The organism is Rhizobium sp. 10PS4, assembly GCF_032464805.1.
Lineage (GTDB): Bacteria > Pseudomonadota > Alphaproteobacteria > Rhizobiales > Rhizobiaceae > Rhizobium > Rhizobium laguerreae.
On sequence record NZ_JAWDIW010000027.1, the window covers coordinates 1 to 21,975 of the forward strand.

General features: G+C 61.2%; 21 protein-coding genes, 1 pseudogene and 1 riboswitch. Of the genes and pseudogenes, 13 read left to right on the forward strand and 9 right to left on the reverse strand.

What is annotated here, in order from left to right:
- A pseudogene (locus RWJ89_RS32885) lies at window positions 1–100 on the reverse strand (sugar ABC transporter permease); the annotation flags it as partial.
- A gap of 141 nt (window positions 101–241) precedes the next feature.
- A complete protein-coding gene (locus tag RWJ89_RS32890; protein WP_316032024.1) occupies window positions 242–1,501 on the reverse strand; it encodes an ABC transporter substrate-binding protein in 1,260 nt (419 codons plus the stop codon).
- A gap of 404 nt (window positions 1,502–1,905) precedes the next feature.
- Between RWJ89_RS32890 and queC the strand changes: the two genes are divergently transcribed.
- The 3 genes from queC to queE are packed head-to-tail and all read left to right on the forward strand — an operon-like array spanning window position 1,906 to window position 3,697.
- Entirely contained in the window at window positions 1,906–2,616 is a 711-nt protein-coding gene (queC, locus tag RWJ89_RS32895) for a 7-cyano-7-deazaguanine synthase QueC (protein ID WP_316032025.1), read from the forward strand.
- Window positions 2,616–2,972 carry a 6-carboxytetrahydropterin synthase QueD gene (gene queD, locus RWJ89_RS32900; RefSeq protein ID WP_020051764.1) on the forward strand — a complete coding sequence of 119 codons (357 nt, stop codon included), beginning with the start codon at window positions 2,616–2,618 and terminating at the stop codon, window positions 2,970–2,972. Before queC ends, queD begins: the two co-directional genes overlap by 1 nt.
- Window positions 2,969–3,697: a 7-carboxy-7-deazaguanine synthase QueE gene (queE, locus tag RWJ89_RS32905; RefSeq protein WP_132615036.1), complete on the forward strand. Its 729-nt coding sequence runs from the start codon at window positions 2,969–2,971 to the stop codon at window positions 3,695–3,697. Before queD ends, queE begins: the two co-directional genes overlap by 4 nt.
- Before the next feature lie 16 nt (window positions 3,698–3,713).
- Here the strand turns inward: queE and RWJ89_RS32910 are convergent, their stop codons facing one another.
- From RWJ89_RS32910 to RWJ89_RS32935, 6 genes are all read right to left on the reverse strand, one after another.
- Complete coding sequence (locus tag RWJ89_RS32910; protein ID WP_316032026.1) at window positions 3,714–4,946, reverse strand: adenylate/guanylate cyclase domain-containing protein; 1,233 nt, start codon at window positions 4,944–4,946, stop codon at window positions 3,714–3,716.
- Between the two features lie 104 nt (window positions 4,947–5,050).
- Window positions 5,051–6,025, reverse strand: a complete 975-nt coding sequence (nrdF, locus tag RWJ89_RS32915) for a class 1b ribonucleoside-diphosphate reductase subunit beta (RefSeq protein ID WP_316032027.1) — start codon at window positions 6,023–6,025, stop codon at window positions 5,051–5,053.
- Window positions 6,026–6,199: 174 nt separating this feature from the next.
- Window positions 6,200–8,404, reverse strand: coding sequence for a class 1b ribonucleoside-diphosphate reductase subunit alpha (gene nrdE, locus RWJ89_RS32920; RefSeq protein WP_316030121.1), 2,205 nt, complete (start codon window positions 8,402–8,404; stop codon window positions 6,200–6,202).
- Complete coding sequence (gene nrdI, locus RWJ89_RS32925; protein ID WP_077976448.1) at window positions 8,383–8,787, reverse strand: class Ib ribonucleoside-diphosphate reductase assembly flavoprotein NrdI; 405 nt, start codon at window positions 8,785–8,787, stop codon at window positions 8,383–8,385. The genes nrdE and nrdI overlap by 22 nt, the downstream gene beginning before the upstream one ends.
- A gap of 14 nt (window positions 8,788–8,801) precedes the next feature.
- Window positions 8,802–9,023 carry a glutaredoxin-like protein NrdH gene (gene nrdH, locus RWJ89_RS32930; RefSeq protein WP_018243700.1) on the reverse strand — a complete coding sequence of 74 codons (222 nt, stop codon included), beginning with the start codon at window positions 9,021–9,023 and terminating at the stop codon, window positions 8,802–8,804.
- Between the two features lie 279 nt (window positions 9,024–9,302).
- Window positions 9,303–9,528: riboswitch (cobalamin riboswitch) on the reverse strand.
- Between the two features lie 242 nt (window positions 9,529–9,770).
- The gene (locus RWJ89_RS32935; protein WP_316032028.1) at window positions 9,771–11,981 is read right to left on the reverse strand and encodes a heavy metal translocating P-type ATPase; all 2,211 of its coding nucleotides are present in this window, start codon (window positions 11,979–11,981) and stop codon (window positions 9,771–9,773) included.
- Between the two features lie 71 nt (window positions 11,982–12,052).
- Between RWJ89_RS32935 and RWJ89_RS32940 the strand changes: the two genes are divergently transcribed.
- Both RWJ89_RS32940 and RWJ89_RS32945 read left to right on the forward strand, forming a co-directional pair.
- Entirely contained in the window at window positions 12,053–12,475 is a 423-nt protein-coding gene (locus RWJ89_RS32940) for a MerR family transcriptional regulator (RefSeq protein ID WP_027689385.1), read from the forward strand.
- Window positions 12,476–12,544: 69 nt separating this feature from the next.
- Window positions 12,545–13,753 (forward strand): TIGR03862 family flavoprotein, encoded by a 1,209-nt coding sequence (locus RWJ89_RS32945; protein ID WP_222062804.1) that lies wholly within the window; start codon window positions 12,545–12,547, stop codon window positions 13,751–13,753.
- 50 nt (window positions 13,754–13,803) lie between these two features.
- Here the strand turns inward: RWJ89_RS32945 and msrB are convergent, their stop codons facing one another.
- Window positions 13,804–14,289 carry a peptide-methionine (R)-S-oxide reductase MsrB gene (gene msrB / locus RWJ89_RS32950; protein WP_316032029.1) on the reverse strand — a complete coding sequence of 162 codons (486 nt, stop codon included), beginning with the start codon at window positions 14,287–14,289 and terminating at the stop codon, window positions 13,804–13,806.
- A 208-nt stretch (window positions 14,290–14,497) separates the two neighbouring features.
- Here msrB and RWJ89_RS32955 point away from each other — a divergent pair, with 208 nt between their 5' ends.
- From RWJ89_RS32955 to RWJ89_RS32990, 8 genes are all read left to right on the forward strand, one after another.
- Window positions 14,498–15,457 carry a helix-turn-helix domain-containing protein gene (locus RWJ89_RS32955; RefSeq protein ID WP_168285207.1) on the forward strand — a complete coding sequence of 320 codons (960 nt, stop codon included), beginning with the start codon at window positions 14,498–14,500 and terminating at the stop codon, window positions 15,455–15,457.
- 158 nt (window positions 15,458–15,615) lie between these two features.
- The gene (gene adh, locus RWJ89_RS32960; RefSeq protein WP_168285206.1) at window positions 15,616–17,124 is read left to right on the forward strand and encodes an aldehyde dehydrogenase; all 1,509 of its coding nucleotides are present in this window, start codon (window positions 15,616–15,618) and stop codon (window positions 17,122–17,124) included.
- Window positions 17,125–17,336: 212 nt separating this feature from the next.
- A complete protein-coding gene (locus tag RWJ89_RS32965) occupies window positions 17,337–17,729 on the forward strand; it encodes a DUF779 domain-containing protein (RefSeq protein ID WP_131666894.1) in 393 nt (130 codons plus the stop codon).
- A gap of 106 nt (window positions 17,730–17,835) precedes the next feature.
- On the forward strand, window positions 17,836–18,432 hold the full coding sequence (locus RWJ89_RS32970; RefSeq protein WP_131666895.1) for a DJ-1/PfpI family protein: 597 nt from the start codon (window positions 17,836–17,838) through the stop codon (window positions 18,430–18,432).
- 25 nt (window positions 18,433–18,457) lie between these two features.
- Window positions 18,458–18,808, forward strand: coding sequence for a ribbon-helix-helix domain-containing protein (locus tag RWJ89_RS32975; RefSeq protein ID WP_003543205.1), 351 nt, complete (start codon window positions 18,458–18,460; stop codon window positions 18,806–18,808).
- Between the two features lie 165 nt (window positions 18,809–18,973).
- On the forward strand, window positions 18,974–19,681 hold the full coding sequence (locus RWJ89_RS32980) for an SDR family NAD(P)-dependent oxidoreductase (RefSeq protein WP_020051779.1): 708 nt from the start codon (window positions 18,974–18,976) through the stop codon (window positions 19,679–19,681).
- A 236-nt stretch (window positions 19,682–19,917) separates the two neighbouring features.
- Window positions 19,918–21,051: a calcium:proton antiporter gene (locus RWJ89_RS32985; RefSeq protein ID WP_131666897.1), complete on the forward strand. Its 1,134-nt coding sequence runs from the start codon at window positions 19,918–19,920 to the stop codon at window positions 21,049–21,051.
- A gap of 137 nt (window positions 21,052–21,188) precedes the next feature.
- Window positions 21,189–21,953, forward strand: a complete 765-nt coding sequence (locus RWJ89_RS32990) for a DUF4239 domain-containing protein (protein ID WP_131644665.1) — start codon at window positions 21,189–21,191, stop codon at window positions 21,951–21,953.
- The last annotated feature ends 22 nt before the right edge of the window (window positions 21,954–21,975 follow it).

Sequence of the window (21,975 nt, forward strand, 5' to 3'; positions counted from 1 at the left end):
AGACGATCTTCGGCAGCGCATCCTGCAGCCGGCCCCTCAACGAGATCCCCGTCGATTGCCTCGGCGTCAGAACCGGATCGGTGGTCGCAACGGTGCTCATGGAATGTCATCTCCTTCCCGCAATCGGCCCTGCATGATCGGCTCTGCATCATTGTCCGGGCATGATCATCCCGCATGATCGGCGCGAAGCCTGAAGCTTCCCCGCGGAGCACGCGGGGAAGCATTTGTCATCACACCGGTCTCAGCGGGCGTCGTCGATCGCCTGGACGAGTTGCTTGACGGCTTCGTCGGAGGTCTTGATCTGGCCGTGTACGAACTTCGAGACGACATCCTTATAGGCATTGGCGATCGCCGGAGGAGCGCCATAGCCTTGCGCCAGCGAGCCGAACAGCGTGCCGCCTTCGTTTGCTGCCGTCAGGTCGGCGATGCCCTTCTTGCCGCAAGCGTCGAAGTCGGTATCGGGAACGTCGGTACGGGCCGGAACAGAACCCTTGACGACGTTGAAGGCCGACTGGAAGCTCTTCGACAGCGTTGCCGTCGCAAGTGCTGCCTGGGCCGCCTTGCGGTCGTCTGGAACGTTGAACATGCCGAACATGTCGGAGTTGTAGACCACGCTGCCGTCGGTGCCGGGGAAGCGGTAGCACAGGAAGTCGGTATCCGGCGTCTTCTTGGCGGCGACGAATTCGCCCTTGGCCCAGTCGCCCATCACCTGCACCAGCGCGTCACCCTTGATGACCATGGCGGTCGCGAGATTCCAGTCGCGGCCCGAGAAGTTCGGGTCGACATATTTGATGATCGTCGCCAGATTGTCGAAGGACTTCTTCATCGTGTCGGACTTCAGCGATTCCTCGTCGAGGTCGTTGAAGGCCTTCTTGTAGAACTCCGGACCGCCGGTCGACAGCACGATGGAATCAAACATCGTCGCTTCCTGCCAATTCTGGCCACCGAGCGCCAGCGGGATGACGCCGGCGGCCTTGGCCTTGTCGAGCAGGGCGATCAGCTCGTCGAAGGTCTTCGGCTCAGTGCCGCCGATCTTGTCCATCACCGCCTTGTTGATCCACAGCCAGTTGACCGAGTGGACGTTGACGGGGGCGGCAACCCACTTGCCGTCATAGACCGAGAACTTCTGCAGGGCTGCCGGAACCGACTTGTCCCAGCCTTCCTTCTTCGCCGTCTCGGTCAGGTCGCCCATGACGCCGGCCTGAGCATAATCGAGCACGGTATAACCGAGCATCTGCGAGGCCGTCGGATAGGTGCCGGCCGCCACCATCGCCTTCAGCGCCGTCATCGCCGCATCGCCGCCACCGCCGGCAACAGGCACGTCCTTCCAGGCAAAACCTTCCTTCGAAAGATCCTGCTTCAAGACGTTCAGCGCCGCAGCCTCACCACCAGACGTCCACCAGTGCAGCATCTGCACTTCCTTCACGTCGGCGGCTTGGGCAGCACTGAGGCCAGCCATCATCACGACAGCAACAGCTGCCGAGCTCAAAAACTTGCGCATGAATTTCCTCCCATTGAAAATCGGCGGCAGGACCCTCCCCGCCGCCCGATGTTTACCACCTTGCAGTAGTCAACACGCGGCCGCGCTCCTCCGCGCGGTTAACAATTTAAAGCGTTATAAGCCTTCTGTCGTCAAGTCCTTTCTCGACTCCCGAGAAAAATATGACTACTAGGACATCTGCTTGAATTTTATATGAATTTTTGGATTGCTGACGGAACCATGGCAACAATCCGGACGCCGAGGATCTGCAGCTCCTGCTGTCATCGCAGATCAACTTTCCGGTCGGGTAGCCGCCCGGCTGTGATGGCCGACGTTTTAAAACTGTTTGCATGGCGCGTGATTTGTCATAGAAGCACCGCGTAATCCGGTCGCAGCCCACCCGGTCAAAACAAGGGATCCAAAATATGAAAACCATCGTCGTCTGCTCCGGCGGACTGGACTCCGTTACGCTTGCCCACAAGGTAGCAGCGGAACAACAGCTTATCGGTCTCGTCTCCTTCGACTACGGCCAACGGCATCGCAAGGAACTTGACTTCGCCGCGAGCTGTGCCGCTCGGCTTTTCGTTCCCCATCATGTCATCGACATCGCCGGCATCGGCGGTCATCTCAGCGGATCGGCCCTGACCGACAATGTTGAGGTTCCGGATGGCCACTACGCCGAGGAGACCATGAAGGCCACCGTGGTGCCCAACCGCAACGCCATCATGCTGGCAATCGCGTTCGGCTTGGCTGCCGCGCAAAAAGCAGATGCCGTTGCCGTCGCCGTGCACGGCGGCGACCACTTCATCTACCCTGACTGCCGGCCGGGCTTCATCGATGCCTTCCAGCGCATGCAGAACGAAGCGCTGGACGGTTATGCCAGCGTTAAACTGCTTGCCCCCTACGTCGATGTTTCCAAAGCGGCGATCGTGGTTGACGGCGAAAAACACGGCACGCCGTTCTCGGAAACCTGGTCCTGCTACAAGGGCGGCGAGCTCCACTGTGGGCGCTGCGGAACCTGCGTGGAACGTCGCGAAGCGTTTCATCTTGCCGGCGTCCCCGATCCTACGTTGTACGAAGACCGGGATTTCTGGAGAGCGGCCGTGTCGCGATACTCGGCCATGGAGGTGCGTTGATGTACCGCATCACCAAGGAGTTTCATCTCTCCGCCTCCCATCAACTGGATCACCTGCCTGCCGACCATCAATGTGCTCGGCTCCACGGTCACAACTACATCGTCGTCGTCGAACTGGCTGCGGAAAGCCTGAATGATGATGGCTTCGTCCGTGACTATCACGATCTCTCGCCGCTCAAGCGCTATATCGACGAAGCTCTCGATCATCGTCACCTGAACGACGTCTTCGGCCATTCGAAAGTCACTTCCGAATTCCTGGCAAGGCACTTCTACGACTGGTGCAAGCAGCGCTTCCCGGAGACATCGTCCGTTCGCGTCAGCGAGACGCCGAAAACCTGGGCGGAGTACAGGCCGTGAGTGGCGGAACCATTCGCGTCAGCGAGATCTTTGGCCCGACCATACAGGGTGAAGGCGCCTTGATCGGGCTGCCGACGGTGTTCGTGAGGACAGGCGGCTGTGACTACAGATGTTCCTGGTGCGACAGCCTTCACGCGGTCGACAGTGCGTTCCGGAATCAGTGGATTCCCATGTCGGTCGAGACCATCTGGCACGAGGTCATGAAACTCTCCGGAGGCAAGCCGCTGACGGTTTCCCTTTCCGGAGGCAATCCGGCGATCCAGCCGTTAAGGCCACTGATCGAGCTCGGCCATTCGCAAGGATATCGCTTCGCCCTGGAAACACAGGGCAGCGTGGCTCAGGCTTGGTTTCGCGATCTCGATATCCTCGTCATCAGCCCCAAACCGCCATCAAGCGGCATGCTGACGGATTGGGACCAGGTCGATAACTGTCTTCAACTGGCGGCCGGCGGACCGGAGGTCGCATTGAAGATCGTCGTCTTCGACGATGCCGACTACGCATTCGCCCAGCAGGCGGGTCAACGCTATCCGCAAATTCCCTTGTTCCTACAGCCGGGCAATCATACGCCGCCGCCGCCCGAAGACGACGATGCGCGCATCGATCTCGACGGCGTGATGGATCGGATGCACTGGCTTGTCGAAAGGGTGACGGCCGACCAATGGTTTGAAGTTCGCGTACTACCGCAATTGCACGTGCTGCTCTGGGGAAACAAACGAGGAGTATGAGGCCGCCTGCACTGAATTATGCAGCAACACGCTCCGGAAAGGCGAAAACATCGACGGGCTCTCCAAGCCCACGCAGCGGGAAGGTGCCGAGACTGTCCATATCTTGCGCGCAGCCCGCCATTTCGACGAAGGCTCGTGACAGGAGCACCGGACGCTTGACCTCCTTGGTCAGGCTTTCCAGCCGCGAGGCGACGTTGACCGCCGGGCCGATTACGGTGAAATCCAGGCGCGTACGCGAGCCGATATTGCCGTACATGACATCGCCGACATGCACCCCGACGCCATAACGCAGCGGTTCGCGCCCCATGCGCACGTGCTGCTCGTTCAGCTCAGCCATCGATGTCTGCCCTTCGCGGATCGCCTGCAGCAGATCGAGGCAGGCGGTTTCCTTGGCTAACGGGAAGATCGCCAGCAATCCGTCGCCCATGAATTTCAGGATCTCTCCGCCATGCCGTTCGATCGGGTCCGACATGGCGTCGAAATAGTCGTTGAGCAGATGGATGACATCGTCGCGCGGCCAGAGATCGGAGATTGCGGTAAAGTCGCGCAGGTCGCAGATCATGATCGCCGCACCGACGGTCGCGCCGCTACCGCGCGTCGTGACGCCCGACAGGATCTGTTCGCTCGCATGCGGTCCCACATAGGTCTGCAGCAGTGTGCGCGCCATGATATTCTTCAGCCTGATTTCGCTGACGAGAGTTAATGCCGGCAGCAGGTCGCGCAGGAAATCGACATGCTCGCTGGTAAAACCGCCCGGGCGGCTGGTGGAAAATGTCACGACGTGCCGCTTGCCGAATGTATGCTCGAGGGGCCAGGCGATATACTCCATAAGGCCGTCATCGCGCAGTTCCTGATAGAATGAACCCTCGTCGCCGTCGGTTGTGCCTTCCAGCCGTTTGCGCACCTCCTCCGAACCCTGATGGATGGCGTTGACGGGACTGTTCAGAAACTCCGGCGTGTTTTCGATACCATAGGCAAATGTGTCGATCTTCGCTTCCGCGAGGCCTTCTTTCCAGAGAATGCGGGCACCTACCCATTGCGGATGGTTCGTCCTGAAATGCAATGTCGCCCGCGCCACCGGCACCCCTGCCGCCAGCAGCTTCTCGCACATGTCCACCAGGATATTGTCGATGAACCGCTCGCCGCGCGTCTCGTTCACCAGCCAGTCGAGAATCCGTCTTCTGCGGATCGGCCAGACGCCTTCGCCCGCTTCGACGGCAGTCCCGGCCTTGTTCAAAAAAGACGACATCAAAAACTCCCGCTACGCCACATCATCGGCGAGGACCAAATTTAGTTTCCGCTGAATGTGGGCGATCCGAGATCAAATGATAAGAGGCAGACGGCGATCAAGCCTCAGAAATCCCAGTCATCGTCCTCGGTCGCCACCGCCTTGCCGATGACATAGGAGGAACCGGAGCCGGAGAAGAAGTCGTGGTTCTCGTCGGCATTCGGCGAAAGCGCCGACAGGATCGCCGGATTGACCTTGCACGCCTCACCCGGGAACAGCGCCTCATAGCCGAGGTTCATCAGCGCCTTATTGGCGTTGTAATGCAGGAATTTCTTGACGTCCTCGGTCAACCCGACGCCGTCATAGAGCGCTTCGGTATATTTCGCCTCGTTGTCGTAGAGTTCGAGCAGCAGCTCGAAGGCGAAATCCTTGATCTCCTGCTTCCGCTCGTCGCCGAGCCGTTCCAGCCCGCGCTGGAACTTGTAGCCGATATAATAGCCGTGCACCGCCTCATCGCGGATGATCAGTCGGATCATGTCGGCCGTATTGGTCAGCTTGGCGCGGCTCGACCAGTACATCGGCAGGTAGAAGCCGGAATAGAACAGGAAGCTTTCGAGTAAGACGCTCGCAACCTTCTTCTTCAACGGATCGCCGGAGCGATACTGCTCCATGATCACCGCCGATTTCCGCTGCAAGAATTCGTTCTCCTCCGACCAGCGATAGGCATCGTCGACATCGGGCGTCGAGCACAGCGTCGAGAAAATCGAGGAATAGGAGCGTGCATGCACCGCCTCCATGAAGGAGACGTTGGAAAGCACCGCCTCCTCATGCGGCGTCGCCGCATCCTCCATCAGCCGGATGGAACCGACGCCGTTCTGGATCGTGTCGAGCAGCGTCAATCCGGTGAAGACACGGATGGTCAGCTGCTGCTCGGCCGCCGTCAGCGTTGCCCAGGAGGGAATGTCGTTGGAAAGCGGCACCTTTTCCGGCAGCCAGAAATTGCCGGTGAGCCGGTTCCAAACTTCGAGATCCTTCTCGTCCTCGATGCGGTTCCAGTTGACGGCGCGCACATGGGTGACCGGCTTTACGGCGATGTTCATGGTGATTATGTCCTTCCAATAGATTTGATGGCGCTCGGAGCCCCCTCACCCTACCCTCTCCCCGAGGGGAGAGGGGATGTCGCGCTTGCCGCAGATGTCTTCTCCCCATCGGGGAGAAGGTGCCGGCAGGCGGATGAGGGGCCAATTGCTCAAAGGCTCGCGGCCGAAATCAACTCACAGCGTACAAGACACGCAGCCCTGCACCTCGGTGCCGGACAGCGCCATCTGGCGAAGGCGGATGTAGTAGATCGTCTTGATGCCCTTCTTCCAGGCATGGATCTGCGCCTTGTTGATGTCGCGCGTCGTTGCCGTGTCGCGGAAGAACAAGGTCAGCGACAGGCCTTGGTCGACATGCTGGGTCGCCGCCGCATAGGTGTCGATGATCTTCTCCGGCCCGATCTCGTAGGCATCTTGATAATAGTCGAGATTGTCGTTGGTCATGAACGGCGCCGGATAATAGACGCGGCCGATCTTGCCTTCCTTGCGGATCTCGATCTTCGAGACGATCGGATGGATCGAGGAGGTCGAGTGGTTGATATAGGAGATCGAGCCTGTCGGCGGCACCGCCTGCAGGTTCTGGTTATAGAGACCGGAGGCCATCACCGCCTTCTTCAACGCGGCCCAGTCTTCCTGCGTCGGAATATGGATGCCTGACGTCTCGAACAGCGCCTTCACGGTCTCCGTCGCCGGCTCCCAGAGCCGGTCTGTATATTTGTCGAAATATTCGCCGGAGGCATATTTCGAATCCTCGAAGCCCTTGAAGCTCTGGCGCCGCTCGACCGCCAAAAGGTTCGAGGCGCGGATCGCGTGATAGGTCACCGTATAGAAATAGATATTGGTGAAGTCGACGCCTTCCTCGGAGCCGTAGAAGATGCGTTCGCGGGCGAGATAACCGTGCAGGTTCATCTGACCGAGGCCGATCGCATGGCTCTCGTCATTGCCCTTCTCGATCGAAGGCACCGAGGAGATGTGGCTCATGTCGGAAACGGCCGTCAGCGCCCGGATCGAGGTCTCGATCGTCTTGCCGAAATCGGCCGAATCCATCGCTGCCGCAATGTTCAGCGAGCCGAGATTACAGGAAATATCCTTGCCGAGATGCTTGTAGGAGAGGTCGTCATGATATTCGCTGGCCTCGCTCACCTGCAGGATTTCCGAGCAGAGATTGCTCATCGAGATGCGCCCGGCGATCGGGTTCGCCCGGTTCACCGTGTCCTCGAACATGATGTAGGGGTAGCCGCTCTCGAATTGGATTTCGGCAAGCACCTGGAAGAATTCGCGTGCCTTGATCTTCTTCTTGGAGATGCGGGCATCATCAGCCATTTCGCGGTACTTCTCCGTCACCGAGATCTCGGTGAAGGGCACGCCATAAACACGCTCCACGTCACAGGGCGAGAACAGGTACATGTCCTCGTTATTCCTCGCGAGTTCGAAGGTGATGTCGGGCACAACGACACCGAGCGACAGCGTCTTGATGCGGATCTTCTCGTCGGCATTTTCGCGCTTGGTGTCGAGGAAGCGCATGATGTCGGGGTGATGAGCATTGAGATAGACGGCGCCCGCGCCCTGGCGCGCACCGAGCTGGTTGGCATAGGAGAAGCTGTCTTCGAGCAATTTCATTACTGGGATGATACCAGAGGACTGGTTCTCGATATGCTTGATCGGCGCGCCCGCCTCGCGGATGTTCGTCAGCGACAGCGCCACGCCGCCGCCTCGCTTCGACAATTGCAGCGCCGAATTGATCGACCGGCCGATCGATTCCATATTGTCCTCGACGCGTAGCAGGAAGCAGGAAACCAGTTCGCCGCGCTGCTTCTTGCCGGCATTGAGGAAGGTCGGCGTCGCCGGCTGGAAGCGGCCGGAAATGATCTCGTCGACCATGTCGCGGGCAAGGGCCTCGTCGCCGCGCGCAAGCGCCAGCGCCACCATGCAGATGCGGTCCTCATAGCGCTCGAGATAGCGCTTTCCGTCGAAGGTCTTCAGCGTATAGCTGGTGTAGTATTTGAAGGCGCCGAGGAAGGTCGGGAAACGGAACTTCTTGGCATAGGCCTGGTCGAACAGATCCCGCACGAAATTGAAGGAATACTGGTCGAGAACCTCCTGCTCGTAATAGCCCTCGGTCACGAGGTAATCGAGCTTTTCGCGGAGATTGTGAAAGAACACCGTGTTCTGGTTCACATGCTGCAGGAAATACTGCTTGGCAGCCATTCGATCCTTGTCGAGCTGGATCCGCCCCTCGTCGTCATAGAGGTTCAGCATCGCATTCAGCGCGTGGTAGTCGAGCGCTTCCGCCACTTTCAAAGGGCGTTCGCCGGCGGGATGAGCCAATGTGTGATGCGGTTTTGCGCCCGCATCCCGCGTCAGATTTGTTCCCGTGTCCAAAATCGTTCCATTCCGTGTTTGACCTTGGCGACATCGTCTTCGGTGCCCATGAGCTCGAACCTGTAGAGGTAAGGCACCTGGCATTTCTGCGAGACCACGTCGCCGGCGAGCCCATAGGTCTCGCCGAAATTGCTGTTGCCCGCAGCGATCACGCCGCGGATGTGTCCTCGGTTTTCCGCATCGTTGAGGAAACGGATCACCTGCTTGGGAACGGCACCCTTGCCGCCGTCGCCGCTATAGGTCGGCACAACAAGCACGAAGGGTTCGCGAATTTGGAACGCGTCTGCGCCAATTGGCGGAATGCGCGCCGCGCGCAGTCCGAGCTTGGCGACGAACCGATGGGTATTCTCGGATCGGCTGGAATAATAGACGATCAGCCCCATCGTCTGTCCTCAGCTCAGGAAAGTGCGCTGATCATGTCGGGACGGAAGCCGGCCCAATGCTGCTCGCCGGCGATGACGACAGGCGCCTGCATGTAGCCGAGGCTGCGGACGCGATCGAGCGCTTCGGCATCCTGCGAAATATCGACGATGTCATAGTCGACACCCAGGCGGTCCAGAGCGCGGTAGGTGGCAGTGCACTGGACGCAGGCAGGCTTGCTGTAGACGGTGATGGTCATAATATTCCTCGTGACGACGCGATTGGGACGCAGGACATTGATCGGAAATCTGTCGATATCCGTCGAAAAATCTCGGTGATTTGAGCTATGCGGCTATTTAGCCGCTGGGCGTACTCCGCCCTCTACCTCTAGCGGGTGGCGGCCTGAACTGAGATACTGACATGACTTCACCCCGAAGTGGCTCAATAGGAAGGTTTCGGGGGCGAAGGTTCGGGCCTGCGAAACGCGATGCGGAGATTCCCCGCAGCCATGCAACGCGACCTTCCGGACACCCCGCCCGTGGACGTTTCGTTCGAGGCAGGTCTCCTGGCTCACGGGTCAAAGCACCCTGTCCCAGCCTTCCCGGAGCATCATGCTCCAGTGACCTGAAATCGGACAGTTGCTCGCCGCTTACAGTTGCGGGGGCAGCTCCGGCATTGCCGCGCCATGATGGCGAAACGCACCGAATTCCCGTCTTAGCCATCGATCCCTACGAATCGATGGAACCTCGAACACTAGATATAGTACGCCAATCCAAATTCGCGTCAACGGATGGTTTGTGCATTGCGTTACGACAGATTTGAAATCGCTACGTTCCTGTGAAAAACACGGATAACGAAAGCTTAAGGAAAGCAGGCTGTGGAGAAAGCCCCGATGAAGAGAGCCGACCCTATGGCCGGTCCCGCGATTTTCGATTCAAGATTGGGCCCGAATCGTCGATAGGACATCCCCCCGGTGACGAACGCCGGAGGGAGGAAGTCAGAAATGTTATATCTTTATCCGAAGCAGCCGCAGCGCATTGATCGTCACCAGCACGGTGGCGCCGGTATCGGCGAGGATCGCCGGCCAGAGACCGGTGATGCCGGCGATCGTCGTCACCAGGAACACCGCCTTAAGCCCGAGTGCGATGGTGATATTCTGCAGGATGTTGCGCATCGTGCGTTTGGAAAGTTCGATCATTCGCGCCACATCGCCGACGCGTCCGTGCAACACGGCCGCATCCGCCGTCTCCAGCGCCACGTCGGTGCCGCCGCCCATGGCGATGCCGATATCGGCCGCGGCCAGTGCCGGAGCATCGTTGATGCCGTCGCCGACCTTGGCGACGACGAAGCCCTGGCGCTTCAATTCGCCGACGACCCGCTGCTTGTCCTCAGGCATCATCTCGCCGCGCCAGCCGATGCCGAGCATGCCGGCAACGGCTGCTGCCGTCCGCTTGTTGTCGCCGGTCAGCATCATCGCCTTGACGCCGGCTGATTTGAGGGCAGCGAGCCCGGCCTCGGCATCCTCGCGCGGCTCGTCGCGCATGGCGATCAGGCCGGCCGCAACACCGTTGACGAGCAGCACCGACACGCTCTTTCCCTCGTCGTTCAGCGCCGTGATGCATGCATCCTGTTCCGCGCTGAGCGTCCCGCGCTCGCGGGCGGCAGGCGGCGATAGCAGATCCAACGTCTCGCCACCAACCTTGCCGCTGACACCCTTACCCGGCAGCGCTTCCAGCTCGAAGGCCGGCGGCACGGGAACGCCGTCCGCCTTGGCGCGATTGCGGATCGCCAGTGCCAGCGGGTGGCTGGAACCCTGCTCCAACACCGCCGCGCGCGACAGCACCTGCGCCTCGCTCGGGCCAAAGGAAATGATGTCAGTCACCTGAGGCTTGCCTTCAGTCAGCGTGCCTGTTTTGTCGAAGGCGACCATCGTCACCTTGCCGAGCGTTTCCAGCACCGCGCCGCCCTTCATCAACAGCCCGCGCCGTGCACCTGCCGAAAGCGAGGCGGCGATCGCCGCCGGCGTCGAGATGACGAGCGCACAGGGGCAGCCGATCAAAAGGATGGCAAGGCCCTTATAGACCCATTCGCCCCACGGCCCAGCGAACAGCAGCGGCGGAACGACCGCGACGAGTGCTGCGACCACGAGCACGCCGGGCGTGTAATAGCGCGAAAACCGATCGATGAAGCGTTCGGTCGGCGCCTTCGATTCCTGTGCCTCCTCCACCAGCTTGACGACGCGGGCGATGGTATTGTCGGCCGCGGCGGCCGTGACGCGAACCCTGAGCACCGCATCGCCATTCACCGTACCGGCAAAAACGACGGCATCGACGCCCTTGCGCACCGGCGTGCTCTCGCCCGTCACCGGCGCCTCGTCGATCGCACTCTCGCCTGAGATGATGATGCCGTCCGCCGAGATACGGTCGCCAGGGCGAACCATGATGATGGCGCCGACAGCAAGGCTTTCTGCCGGCACTTCCCGCGTCTGGCCATTGTTTTCGAGCAGCGCATTCTTCGGCACCAGACCCGTCAGCGACTGGATACTTTCGCGCGCCTTGCCCGCCGCCACCCCCTCCAGCAACTCGCCGACGAGGAACAGGAACACGACGGTTGCCGCCTCTTCGCCGGCATTGATGATGACGGCGCCGACGGCGGCGATCGTCATCAGCATCTCGATCGAAAACGGTGTTCCTGAGAAGGCGGCCATGATGACGCGCCGCGCGATCGGCACCAGCCCGATCAGCATGGCGACGGTGAAGGCATAGGACGCGATCGCCGGCACGAGATGGCCGACGGTGTAGGCGGCAACGAGTGCTGCACCCGAAAGGATGGTCAGCCGGCCCTTCCTGCTCTGCCACCAGGGACCGGCCATCGGCGCATGGTCGTGCCCGTGCAGCCCCTCGATTTCCTTCTCGCCATGATCGTGAGGATGATCGCGGTGATCATGTCCATGGTCGTGATGATGTTGCGAGCCCTGAGTACGAGCAGGCGCAGCGGTTCCGGCAAGCGGCGCGACGGAATAGCCGAGCCCGGTCACCTTCTTCTCGATCGCCTTGAGATCGCTGCTGCCATCGTGGCGGACGGTCATCGTGCCCGCCATCACCGAAACGGAAACATCGGCGACACCCGTCAAGCGTCTGACCGCCGTATCGATCTTGGTTGCGCAGGAGGCGCAATCCATGCCGCCAACCCGGTATCGTGTCTCGCTCTCAGCCATGATCCGCTTCCTTGTCAAATAGAAGCATCCCTCCTACATCCTCTAGCGACTAGAGGTGCAAGAGGAAAATGATGAAAAAGATCACCATTGGTGAAGCCGCCCGCCAGAGCGGCGTCAAGGTGCCGACGGTGCGTTATTATGAAAGCATCGGCCTGCTCGCGGCCCCGAGCCGTAGCGAGGGCAACCAGCGCTCCTTCGAGCCTGCCGATATCAGCCGTCTCGCCTTCATCCGCCACGCCCGCGAACTCGGTTTCGAGATCGAGGCGATCCGCACGCTGCTCACCCTGCAGGACGATCCGCACCAGTCCTGCGCCTCGGCCGACGCCATCGCCAAGGCCCGCCTGATCGAGGTCGAGCAGCGCATCCGCAGCCTGATGGCGCTGAAGGCCGAGCTGGAAACCATGGTGGAAGGCTGCGGCCACGGCCGCGTCGACCAATGCCGCGTCATCGAGGTTCTCGCCGACCACGGCCAATGCACGCATCCGCACCACTGATCTCTGCCCTTGCAGGCGATCCGCGCCCGCGCCAAAACTGAATACAGAGAGAATCGGGCGAAGATATCAATGAACCAGAAGCGGATTGCAATCATCGGCGGCGGCCCGGCGGGTCTCGCGGCTGCGGAACTGCTTTCCCGTTCCGGTCATGCGGTGACGGTCTACGACGCCATGCCGACCTTTGCCCGCAAGTTCCTGCTGGCCGGCAAGTCCGGTCTCAACATCACCCATTCCGAGGATTATGCCTGTTTCACCACGCGCTTCGGAGCGGCCTCCGCCCGTCTGCGCCCCGCTCTTGATGAGTTTACCCCTGATGATATCAGGAATTGGGCAAGCAAGCTCGGGACGGAAACCTTCATCGGTTCGTCCGGCCGGGTTTTCCCGAAGGTGATGAAGGCCTCGCCTTTGCTGCGCGCCTGGCTCAGGCGGTTGGAGGCACAGGGCGCCACGCTGCGCACCCGCCACCGCTGGACCGGTTTTGCCGAAGACGGCTATGTTTTCGAAACGCCCGAAGGGCGCAGCATCGTTCAATGCGACGCAGCCCTGCTGGCGCTCGGCGGCGCAAGCTGGCCGCGCCTCGGCTCCGATGCTGCCTGGGTGCCTTGGCTGGCCGGCAGGGGTGTGGACATTGACACTTTTCAACCCGCCAATTGCGGCTTCGCCGTCGGATGGAGCGGCAACTTTAGCGAGCGTTTCGCCGGCGAGCCGGTAAAATCAGTCACCGCCACGTCCGAGGCCGGCACGTTTCCCGGCGAATTCGTCATCACCGGCAGCGGCATCGAAGGCAGCCTCGTCTATACCCATACGGCCGCGTTGCGCGATCGGCTGCTGAACCATGGCAGCGCCGTCCTGACGCTCGACCTCGCACCTGGCCGCACCATCGAGAGGCTGAGCCGCGACCTTGCCAGGCAGGACGTCAAATCGAGCTTTTCAAACCGCCTACGCAAGGGCGCCGGCCTCAACGGCGTCAAGGCTGCGCTGCTGCGCGAACTCGCTCCCGAGCGCGACCGAACCGATCCGGAGCGCCTCGCCGGCATGATCAAGGCCCTGCCGGTGCCGGTGATCGAAACCCGGCCGATCGCCGAGGCGATCTCCTCGGCCGGCGGCATCCGCTGGACCGGCATCGACGAAAACTACATGTTGAAGGCACTGCCGGGCACCTTCGTCGCCGGCGAAATGCTCGACTGGGAAGCGCCGACCGGCGGTTATCTCCTCACCGCCTGCCTGGCGACCGGCCGGGCGGCAGCCCGCGGCATCGAAGCCTGGCTGCAGCGCTAGAGCGCTGGCGGCCGCCAGCCCTGAGGCAAAACAACAAGATCATCCCTCAATCAGGCAGAGACCGGACGGAATGTCATGGCGAGACCATTCATGCAGTAGCGAAGCCCGGTTGGCTTCGGGCCGTCATCGAAGACATGGCCGAGATGCCCACCGCAGCGGCTGCAGTGCACGGCGTTACGCACCATGCCGAGAGTCGTGTCGCTCGTGGTGCCGACGGCTTTTTCGAGCGCCGCCCAGAAGCTCGGCCAGCCGGTGCCGCTGTCGAATTTGGTGGTCGAGGAAAAGAGGTCCTGGTCGCAGCCGGCGCAGGCGAAATTGCCCTTTCGCTCCTCATGCAGCAAGGCACTGGTGAAGGGATGTTCCGTCCCCGCCTGGCGCAGGACGACATATTGATCCGGCGTCAGCAGCTTGCGCCATTCCTCCTTGGTGTGGGTCACCGCAAACGTCTCGGCGGCGATCGCCTCGCCGGCCAGGCCCAGCTGAACCGCAAACGCCCCAAAAGCGGCGCCCATCAGCAACAATCGTCTATTCAGCATGGTCGGATCTCCTCGTCTGGCAAACCTTGCTTCCGTACAGAACTACGAGAGCGAGGGTCTTTTGTTACGCCATGGCCGCCAAAACACCGAAATGTGATTTCCGCCACTTTCGTCAGGAAGCCCCGCATGCTGACGACCGCCAGTACCGGCCGATTGCAAACCAACCGCTTTTCCATCAGAATGTGCTGAAGTTCGGTGGGAGGAGCCGATGCACGAACACTCAGCACACGCCGAGCACGTCTACACGTCTGCCCAGCGCGACTCTGCGGCGGCCAGTTCTCCTGTGGTTGCCTCATGGCGGCGGTGCATGACCATGCACCAGCTCGCCCCCGAGGACCAGCGGGCTCCACTGCGCCTCACCGACCAGGAATTCCGCCGTGCGCGCGAACAGTCCGAACAGCTGATCGCCAGCGCGACGGAAGAGCTCGATCGTCTCTTTACCACCGTTGGCCGGGCCGGCTGCTGCCTGCTTCTGACCGACAAGAACGGCATCGCGCTGGAGCGCCGGGGCGCTGCCGGAGACGACAAGGAATTTCGCCAACTCGGTCTCTGGACCGGCTCGGTCTGGACCGAGGCCAGCATCGGCACCAACGGCATCGGCACCGCACTTGCCGACGAGCGTGCCGTCGCCATTTTCCGCGATCAGCATTTCTTCTGTTCGAACACCAGCCTGAGCTGCACGACGGCGCCGATCCGCGATCACCGTGGCCGGCTGGCCGCGGCGCTGGACATCTCCACCTGCCGCGAAGACGTCAACGAAATGACGCTGGCAATCCTGACGCAGACTGTGCGCGATGCAGCGATGCGCATCGAGCTCAACCTGTTCCGCTCCGCCTTTACAGGCGCCCGATTCCTGATGGTTCCGGCCGGCGCCAATTCCGCCGCCGCCCTGCTTGCCGTCGACAGGCACGATCTCGTGCTCGGCGCAACGCGCGCCGCCCGCATCGCGTTGCAGCTGGACGATAAACGCATCGCCGCCGGCATTCCTGCCGCCGATGCCCTGCACGAGGCCGGCGTCTCCCAGCAGGACGAGATCGTCGAGGCGGAAAAAGCGGCCCTGCTTCGGGCGCTGTCGCGTGCAAGCGGCAATGTCTCGCAGGCGGCGATCGCCCTCGGCATCAGCCGCGCCACGCTGCACAGGAAGATGAAAAAGCTCGACCTCCACTGATCAAGGTTCGCCGCCCGCAATCGTGAAGCGATGCTGTCGCAGGTCTGCGACACTGTGCACTGCGGTATGGAAGACCCACCCTATTCCCTCCGCCAAAATATGCACATTTTCCTCCCACTGGTTTCGCTTGGGAACCTGGATCATCAAGGGAGGATGACATGCTTCATCAGAAAATCGTCGAGTCGCCGTTCAAGCTGAAATACGGCAACTATATCGGCGGCGAATGGCGCGAGCCGGTCGAGGGAAAATACTTCGAAAACCTGACGCCCGTCACCGGCGGCAAACTCTGCGACATTCCCCGCTCCAATGAAAAGGACATCAATCTTGCGCTCGACGCCGCCCATGCGGCTAAGGAAAAATGGGGCCGCACCTCCGCTGCCGAGCGCTCCAATATCCTCATGAAGATCGCCCAGCGCATGGAAGACAAGCTGGAATTGCTCGCTCAGGCCGAGACCTGGGACAACGGCAAGCCGATCCGCGAAACCATGGCGGCCGACATTCCGCTGGCGATCGACCACTTCCGCTACTTCGCCTCCTGCATTCGTGCCCAGGAAGGTTCGATCGGCGAGATCGACCACGATACCGTGGCCTATCACTTCCATGAGCCGCTCGGCGTCGTCGGCCAGATCATTCCGTGGAACTTCCCGATCCTGATGGCCACCTGGAAGCTGGCACCTGCGCTTGCCGCCGGCAACTGCGTCGTGCTGAAGCCCGCCGAGCAGACACCGGCCTCGATCCTGCTCTGGGCCGAACTCGTCGGCGATCTCCTGCCACCCGGCGTGCTCAACATCGTCAACGGTTTCGGCCTCGAAGCCGGCAAGCCGCTGGCGACCAGCCAGCGCGTCGCCAAGATCGCCTTCACCGGCGAGACGACGACAGGCCGGTTGATCATGCAATATGCCAGCCAGAACCTCATTCCGGTGACGCTGGAGCTCGGCGGCAAATCGCCGAACATCTTCTTCGCCGATGTGATGGCGGAAGACGACGACTTCCTCGACAAGGCGCTCGAAGGCTTTGCGATGTTTGCCCTCAACCAGGGCGAAGTCTGCACCTGCCCGAGCCGCGCCCTCGTCCAGGAATCGATCTACGACCGCTTCATGGAAAAGGCGGTCAAACGCGTCGAGGCGATCAAGCAGGGCAACCCGCTCGACAGTACGACGATGATCGGCGCTCAGGCCTCGACGGAGCAGCTGGAAAAGATCCTCGCCTATCTCGATATCGGCAAGCAGGAAGGCGCGGAAGTGCTGACCGGCGGCTCGCGCAACGATCTCGGCGGCGAGTTGGCGAATGGCTATTATGTCAAGCCGACGATCTTCAAGGGTCACAACAAGATGCGTGTGTTCCAGGAAGAAATCTTCGGACCGGTTGTTTCGGTCACGACCTTCAAGAACGAGAAGGAAGCGCTCGAAATCGCCAACGACACGCTCTACGGTCTCGGCGCCGGTGTCTGGAGCCGCGATGCCAATCGCTGCTACCGCTTCGGCCGCGAGATCCAGGCCGGCCGGGTCTGGACCAACTGCTATCACGCCTACCCGGCCCATGCCGCCTTCGGCGGCTACAAGCAGTCGGGCATCGGCCGTGAAACCCACAAGATGATGCTCGACCACTACCAGCAGACCAAGAACATGCTGGTGAGCTACAGCCCGAAGGCACTCGGCTTCTTCTGAGACGCTTTCGCGTGGTGGAAGGTCTCAAACCCCTCCCCAACCCCTCCCCACAAGGGGGAGGGGCTTAACATGCGGCCCTCGCCGTATCACTCTTGAGCGCAGCATATGCAGCCGGCTTGTTGTCTTGCGAGCCGGTGCCACAGCTTAGCCCCTCCCCCTTGTGGGGAGGGGTTGGGGAGAGGAATTCTCCTCTCCAAACTGGAGGAAGAACAATGGAAACCACCGTCAACGGCGAACCGCGTGTTCTCGCAACCGACGCAGCCCTCGATTTGATCTTGGAAATCAAACGGGATCATCCCGATATCCTCTTCCACCAGTCCGGCGGTTGCTGCGACGGCTCCTCACCGATGTGTTACCCGGCTAACGAATTCTTGATCGGCGACAGCGATGTCAAACTCGGCGAGATCGGCGGCGTATCTGTTTATATCAGCGCCAGCCAGTTCGAGGCGTGGAAGCATACGCAGCTGATCATCGACGTCGTGCCCGGCCGCGGCGGCATGTTCTCGCTCGACAATGGCCGCGAGAAACGCTTCCTGACCCGCTCCCGCCTCTTCGGCGGTGGCGAGGCTTGCACGGTGCCTGATGTGAAGGTCAGGGCGATCTGATGCCGTCGCCTTATCGCGTGCGAATTTCGCCTGTAGTATTCCCATAGTACCTGCTCTCCGCTGCTCTTTGCTACTCTCCGCCAGTTGGTTTCAAAGGGAGGAAACGATGCCAGCCTCAAAGATCCTGATGATCACGGGTGATTTCACCGAAGATTACGAAACGATGGTGCCGTTCCAGACACTGCTCGCCTGCGGCTACATGGTCGATGCCGTCTGCCCCGGCAAGAAGGCCGGCGACACCGTCGCCACCGCCATCCACGATTTCGATGGCGACCAGACCTATTCCGAAAAACGCGGCCATAATTTCGCGCTGAACGCCACCTTCGACAGCGTGCGCGCCGAAGATTACGATGCCCTCGTCATTCCCGGTGGCCGTGCGCCCGAATATCTGCGCCTCAACGCCGATGTCATCAAATTCGTCCGGCACTTCTTCGACGCAGGAAAACCCGTCGCCGCCATCTGCCATGGCGCCCAGCTGCTCGCCGCCGCCGGTGTGTTGAAGGGCCGAACCTGCTCGGCCTATCCCGCCTGTCGGCCGGAAGTCGAACTTGCCGGCGGCATCTATGCCGACATATCAATCAACGATGCAGTCTCGGACGGCAATCTGGTCACGGCGCCCGCCTGGCCGGCGCATCCGTCCTGGCTGCGCCAGTTCATGGCCGTGCTCGATGCCGCGGCCCTGCTCGAAACCAACGCCGCCTGAGAAGGGCGGCACGGGGGAGGACGATATGTGTGAACTGTTTATCAAGGCGGATGCTCGGCTCTGGGAAAGCGCTACCCGATCGCTGCGCATCGACGGCATGGTCACCAGCGTCAGACTGGAGAATTTCTTTTGGGCGAAGCTCGAGGAGATCGCCCGGCGCGACGGCATGAATGTCGTCCAGCTGATCACCCGGCTGCATCATGAATCGATCGATGCCGGCCACGATCTCGGCAACTTCACGTCCTTCCTGCGGGTCTGCTGCGCCCGTTATCTCGACCTGCAGCTCACCGGCGACATCCCGGCCGATGTCACCCGTCCGATCTCAGGCCTCGACGCGCCTGTCATCCTCGACCGCGAACGCGCGAAATATCACTGAAATCACGTCCGACAGACGATCAAAGACGAACGGCCCGCAGATAGCTCCGCGGGCCGTTTCGCAAACATCTGACCTGTGTTGGGCGGCGGGCTTGCACTACCGCGCAGCCTGGATCAACAATGCGCCGCACCGTCGAGCGCGGGCACCGCCAGGAGATCGATTGCCATGAAAGACCAGAAAGCCGTGATCGTCACGGGAGCCGGCGGCAACCTCGGCAGCGCCGTTGTCCGCGAGCTTGCCAGCGCCGGCGCGAAACTCGTCTGCATGAACCGTTCGAGCAGTGAGCTGGAAGCCTTGGCCGGCGATCTTCCTGCCTCCACGGAGTTTCTGTCGATCGCGGGAACGGATCTCACCGATTATGCCTCCTGCGCCGCCGCCGTCGCCCGGGCCGTCAAGCGCTTTGGCGGCGTCAGCGCATTGGTCAACACCGTCGGCGGTTTCCAGATGGGACCGGTCGGGCCGGAGGCGCCCGCGCAGTGGGAGACGATGATGACCGCAAACGCCCGCACTGCGCTGACAATCAGCGCCGCGGTTCTCCCGACCATGAAGGCGGCAGGCTACGGCCGCATCGTTCATGTCGCCGCCGCGCCCGGCCTGAAGGCCGGCGCCAAGCAGGCCGCTTACGCCGCCTCGAAAGCCGCCGTCATCCGGCTGACCGAGGCGATCGCTGCCGAATGCCGCGACGACCGCATCACCGCCAACTGCATCCTGCCCGGGACAATCGACACGCCTGAGAACCGCGCGGCCATGCCTGATGCGAAGACGGACGGCTGGGTATCGCCGCAATCGATCGCCCGCCTCATCGCCTTCCTGATTTCGCCGGCCGCAGCCGTCGTCACCGGCGCGGCAATCCCGGCGACCGGCCGCGAATAACCCAAGGCGCGGCGTGATCGACCGTCGGCGACTGCTCCCTTGTCGAGATCCGTGGGTGATGAACGACAGAGCCCTACAAGTTTCAATCAGTGATTTACGATCTGACTTGAGCTTCGGTTCGCCTTGAGGCAGCGTCGTCTGTGCCTGCTCATGGGACAGGCAAAAGAACAGCGGACGGACACCATGGTGTTGATGATCGCATTGCGGCGGCACTTGCCAGAAGGCGGATGGTTTCGATGACGGAGGGTCCGGCATTGCGCGCCGTCGGCGCAACCAGCCTGGTGCGCGAGGAATGGTTCCTGGGCGTCAGCATCGTGACGAGCTTAGCGTTTCTTGCCTTCCAGGAGCAGCTCTTCGGTCGGCTTGCCGATCCGCTATGGTTCACTGTCGTTTTCGTCTGGCTGTTTGCCGTCGTCCTCGGCTCCGCACTGTCGGTCGTGCGCCACGCGGATCATTTGGCTGAGCGGCTGAAGGAGCCCTACGGCACGCTTATTCTGACGCTTGCCATCACCTCGATCGAGGTGATGGCAATATCAGCCGTCATGCTTCACGGCGAGAACAATCCCACGCTCGCGCGCGACACGCTGTTCGCAGTCGTCATGATCATCCTGAACGGCATGGTCGGCCTGTCCTTGCTGCTGGGCGCATGGCGGCGACCGGAACAGCAGCATAACCTGCAGGGCGCCAACGCCTATCTCGGGGTCATCGTGCCGCTGGCGACCCTGAGCCTGGTGATGCCGACATTTCTTGCAGGCCCGGACGGACAGCATCCATCCGCACCGAGACAACTGATACTCGGTATAATATCGGTCGGTCTTTACGCTACGTTTCTGTTTCTTCAGGCCGGCCGCCATCGGGGCTATTTCACCGACGACAGCAATCGTCACGAGCATCATGGTGAACATGCTCCTCCCCGCGGGCCGGTCTGGCCCCATGCCATTCTGCTTTTCGCCTATATGGCTCCCGTCGTCTTTCTCGTCGAACAGCTTGCCCGGCCGATCGATTACATTATCGAAACCCTGCATGCCCCAACCGCATTTGGCGGTGTTGTCATGGCTATCCTTGTCGCGACGCCCGAGGCAATCAGCGCCGTGCGTGCGTCCATCGCCAACAATCTTCAGCGTTCCGTCAACATCTTCCTTGGTTCGGTGCTGTCAACGATCGGGCTGACGGTGCCGGCAATGCTTGTCATCAGCCGTCTTTACGGGCACCCGGTGAAGCTGGGCCTCGAACATGGAGATCTGGTGATGCTCCTGCTCACTCTGGCCGTCAGCATCATCACCTTTGCCAGCGGCCGCACGCATCTCATGCAAGGTGCGGTCCATCTGGTGCTTTTCCTGGCTTACGTGCTGCTCATTTTCCAGCAATGAAATCCGTCCGATTACGGCCGCACAAGATCTGGAAGTTAAGAGTTCCGCGCTTGGTCCGTCTTCCGCTATGATGACGGGAGCTATTGCACAGCTTGCAGGGTGGCTGCAGGACTTACGTGGCGATACGGAGGCCGGACTTGGGCTCACTGTTGGTTGGCGGGCTTGTATTTGTTTTTCTGTCGATGGCAACATCGATAGGATTGGTGGTGCGCGGCCGTTTGCCGGATCACCATCTCAATGCAGAATCCAAGGACGTCATCAGGCTGGCGACCGCGGTGGTGGGAACGCTGTCGGCTCTGACGCTCGGCCTTCTGATTGCATCCGCCAAGTCGTCCTATGACAATGCCGAAGTGGAGATGAGAACGGCCGCGGCACGGGTACTCCTGCTTGACCGCGTGATGGCGCAATACGGGCCGGAAACCGACAAAGCGCGTCAATTGCTGCGTGAACTCATAGAGAGACGGCTGAGCCGCGGCTGGACTGCCGAGACCACCGACGAAACATTCGGCAATGCGCCGGGGGAATATCAGGATATCGAGGCGGTTCAGGCCGTCCTTCGATCCCTGTTGCCGAGGGGTGCCGTGCAGCACTCTCTCCAAGCGCGTGCTGTTGAGGTGAGCGGCATGATGGCCGAGGCCCACTGGCTGCTGGTCGAATCCGGAGAAGAGGGTCTGCCATGGGCCTTTGTCACCGTTCTCGTCTGTTGGCTCTCGCTGCTCTTTGCGACCTTCGGGCTGCAGGCGCCGGCCAATCTGACGGTGCTGTCAATTCTGCTCGTCTGCGCCCTATCCGTCGCCGGCGCCATCTTCCTGGTTTCGGACATGGCGAACCCATATCTCGGGCTGATCCGCGTTTCGGACGCACCATTACAATCTGCCATCGAACGGCTCGGGAAACCGTAGCCGCGTCATGGCATCCATCGAG

Coding starts and splice junctions, on each gene's coding strand:
- RWJ89_RS32890 (WP_316032024.1), bottom strand. CDS start 1,501: ATGCGCAAGTTTTTGAGCTCGGCAGCTGTTGCTGTCGTGATGATGGCT.
- queC (WP_316032025.1), top strand. CDS start 1,906: ATGAAAACCATCGTCGTCTGCTCCGGCGGACTGGACTCCGTTACGCTT.
- queD (WP_020051764.1), top strand. CDS start 2,616: ATGTACCGCATCACCAAGGAGTTTCATCTCTCCGCCTCCCATCAACTG.
- RWJ89_RS32910 (WP_316032026.1), bottom strand. CDS start 4,946: ATGTCGTCTTTTTTGAACAAGGCCGGGACTGCCGTCGAAGCGGGCGAA.
- nrdF (WP_316032027.1), bottom strand. CDS start 6,025: ATGAACATCGCCGTAAAGCCGGTCACCCATGTGCGCGCCGTCAACTGG.
- nrdI (WP_077976448.1), bottom strand. CDS start 8,787: ATGGGGCTGATCGTCTATTATTCCAGCCGATCCGAGAATACCCATCGG.
- nrdH (WP_018243700.1), bottom strand. CDS start 9,023: ATGACCATCACCGTCTACAGCAAGCCTGCCTGCGTCCAGTGCACTGCC.
- RWJ89_RS32935 (WP_316032028.1), bottom strand. CDS start 11,981: ATGGCTGAGAGCGAGACACGATACCGGGTTGGCGGCATGGATTGCGCC.
- RWJ89_RS32940 (WP_027689385.1), top strand. CDS start 12,053: ATGAAAAAGATCACCATTGGTGAAGCCGCCCGCCAGAGCGGCGTCAAG.
- RWJ89_RS32945 (WP_222062804.1), top strand. CDS start 12,545: ATGAACCAGAAGCGGATTGCAATCATCGGCGGCGGCCCGGCGGGTCTC.
- msrB (WP_316032029.1), bottom strand. CDS start 14,289: ATGCTGAATAGACGATTGTTGCTGATGGGCGCCGCTTTTGGGGCGTTT.
- RWJ89_RS32955 (WP_168285207.1), top strand. CDS start 14,498: ATGCACGAACACTCAGCACACGCCGAGCACGTCTACACGTCTGCCCAG.
- adh (WP_168285206.1), top strand. CDS start 15,616: ATGCTTCATCAGAAAATCGTCGAGTCGCCGTTCAAGCTGAAATACGGC.
- RWJ89_RS32965 (WP_131666894.1), top strand. CDS start 17,337: ATGGAAACCACCGTCAACGGCGAACCGCGTGTTCTCGCAACCGACGCA.
- RWJ89_RS32970 (WP_131666895.1), top strand. CDS start 17,836: ATGCCAGCCTCAAAGATCCTGATGATCACGGGTGATTTCACCGAAGAT.
- RWJ89_RS32975 (WP_003543205.1), top strand. CDS start 18,458: ATGTGTGAACTGTTTATCAAGGCGGATGCTCGGCTCTGGGAAAGCGCT.
- RWJ89_RS32980 (WP_020051779.1), top strand. CDS start 18,974: ATGAAAGACCAGAAAGCCGTGATCGTCACGGGAGCCGGCGGCAACCTC.
- RWJ89_RS32985 (WP_131666897.1), top strand. CDS start 19,918: ATGACGGAGGGTCCGGCATTGCGCGCCGTCGGCGCAACCAGCCTGGTG.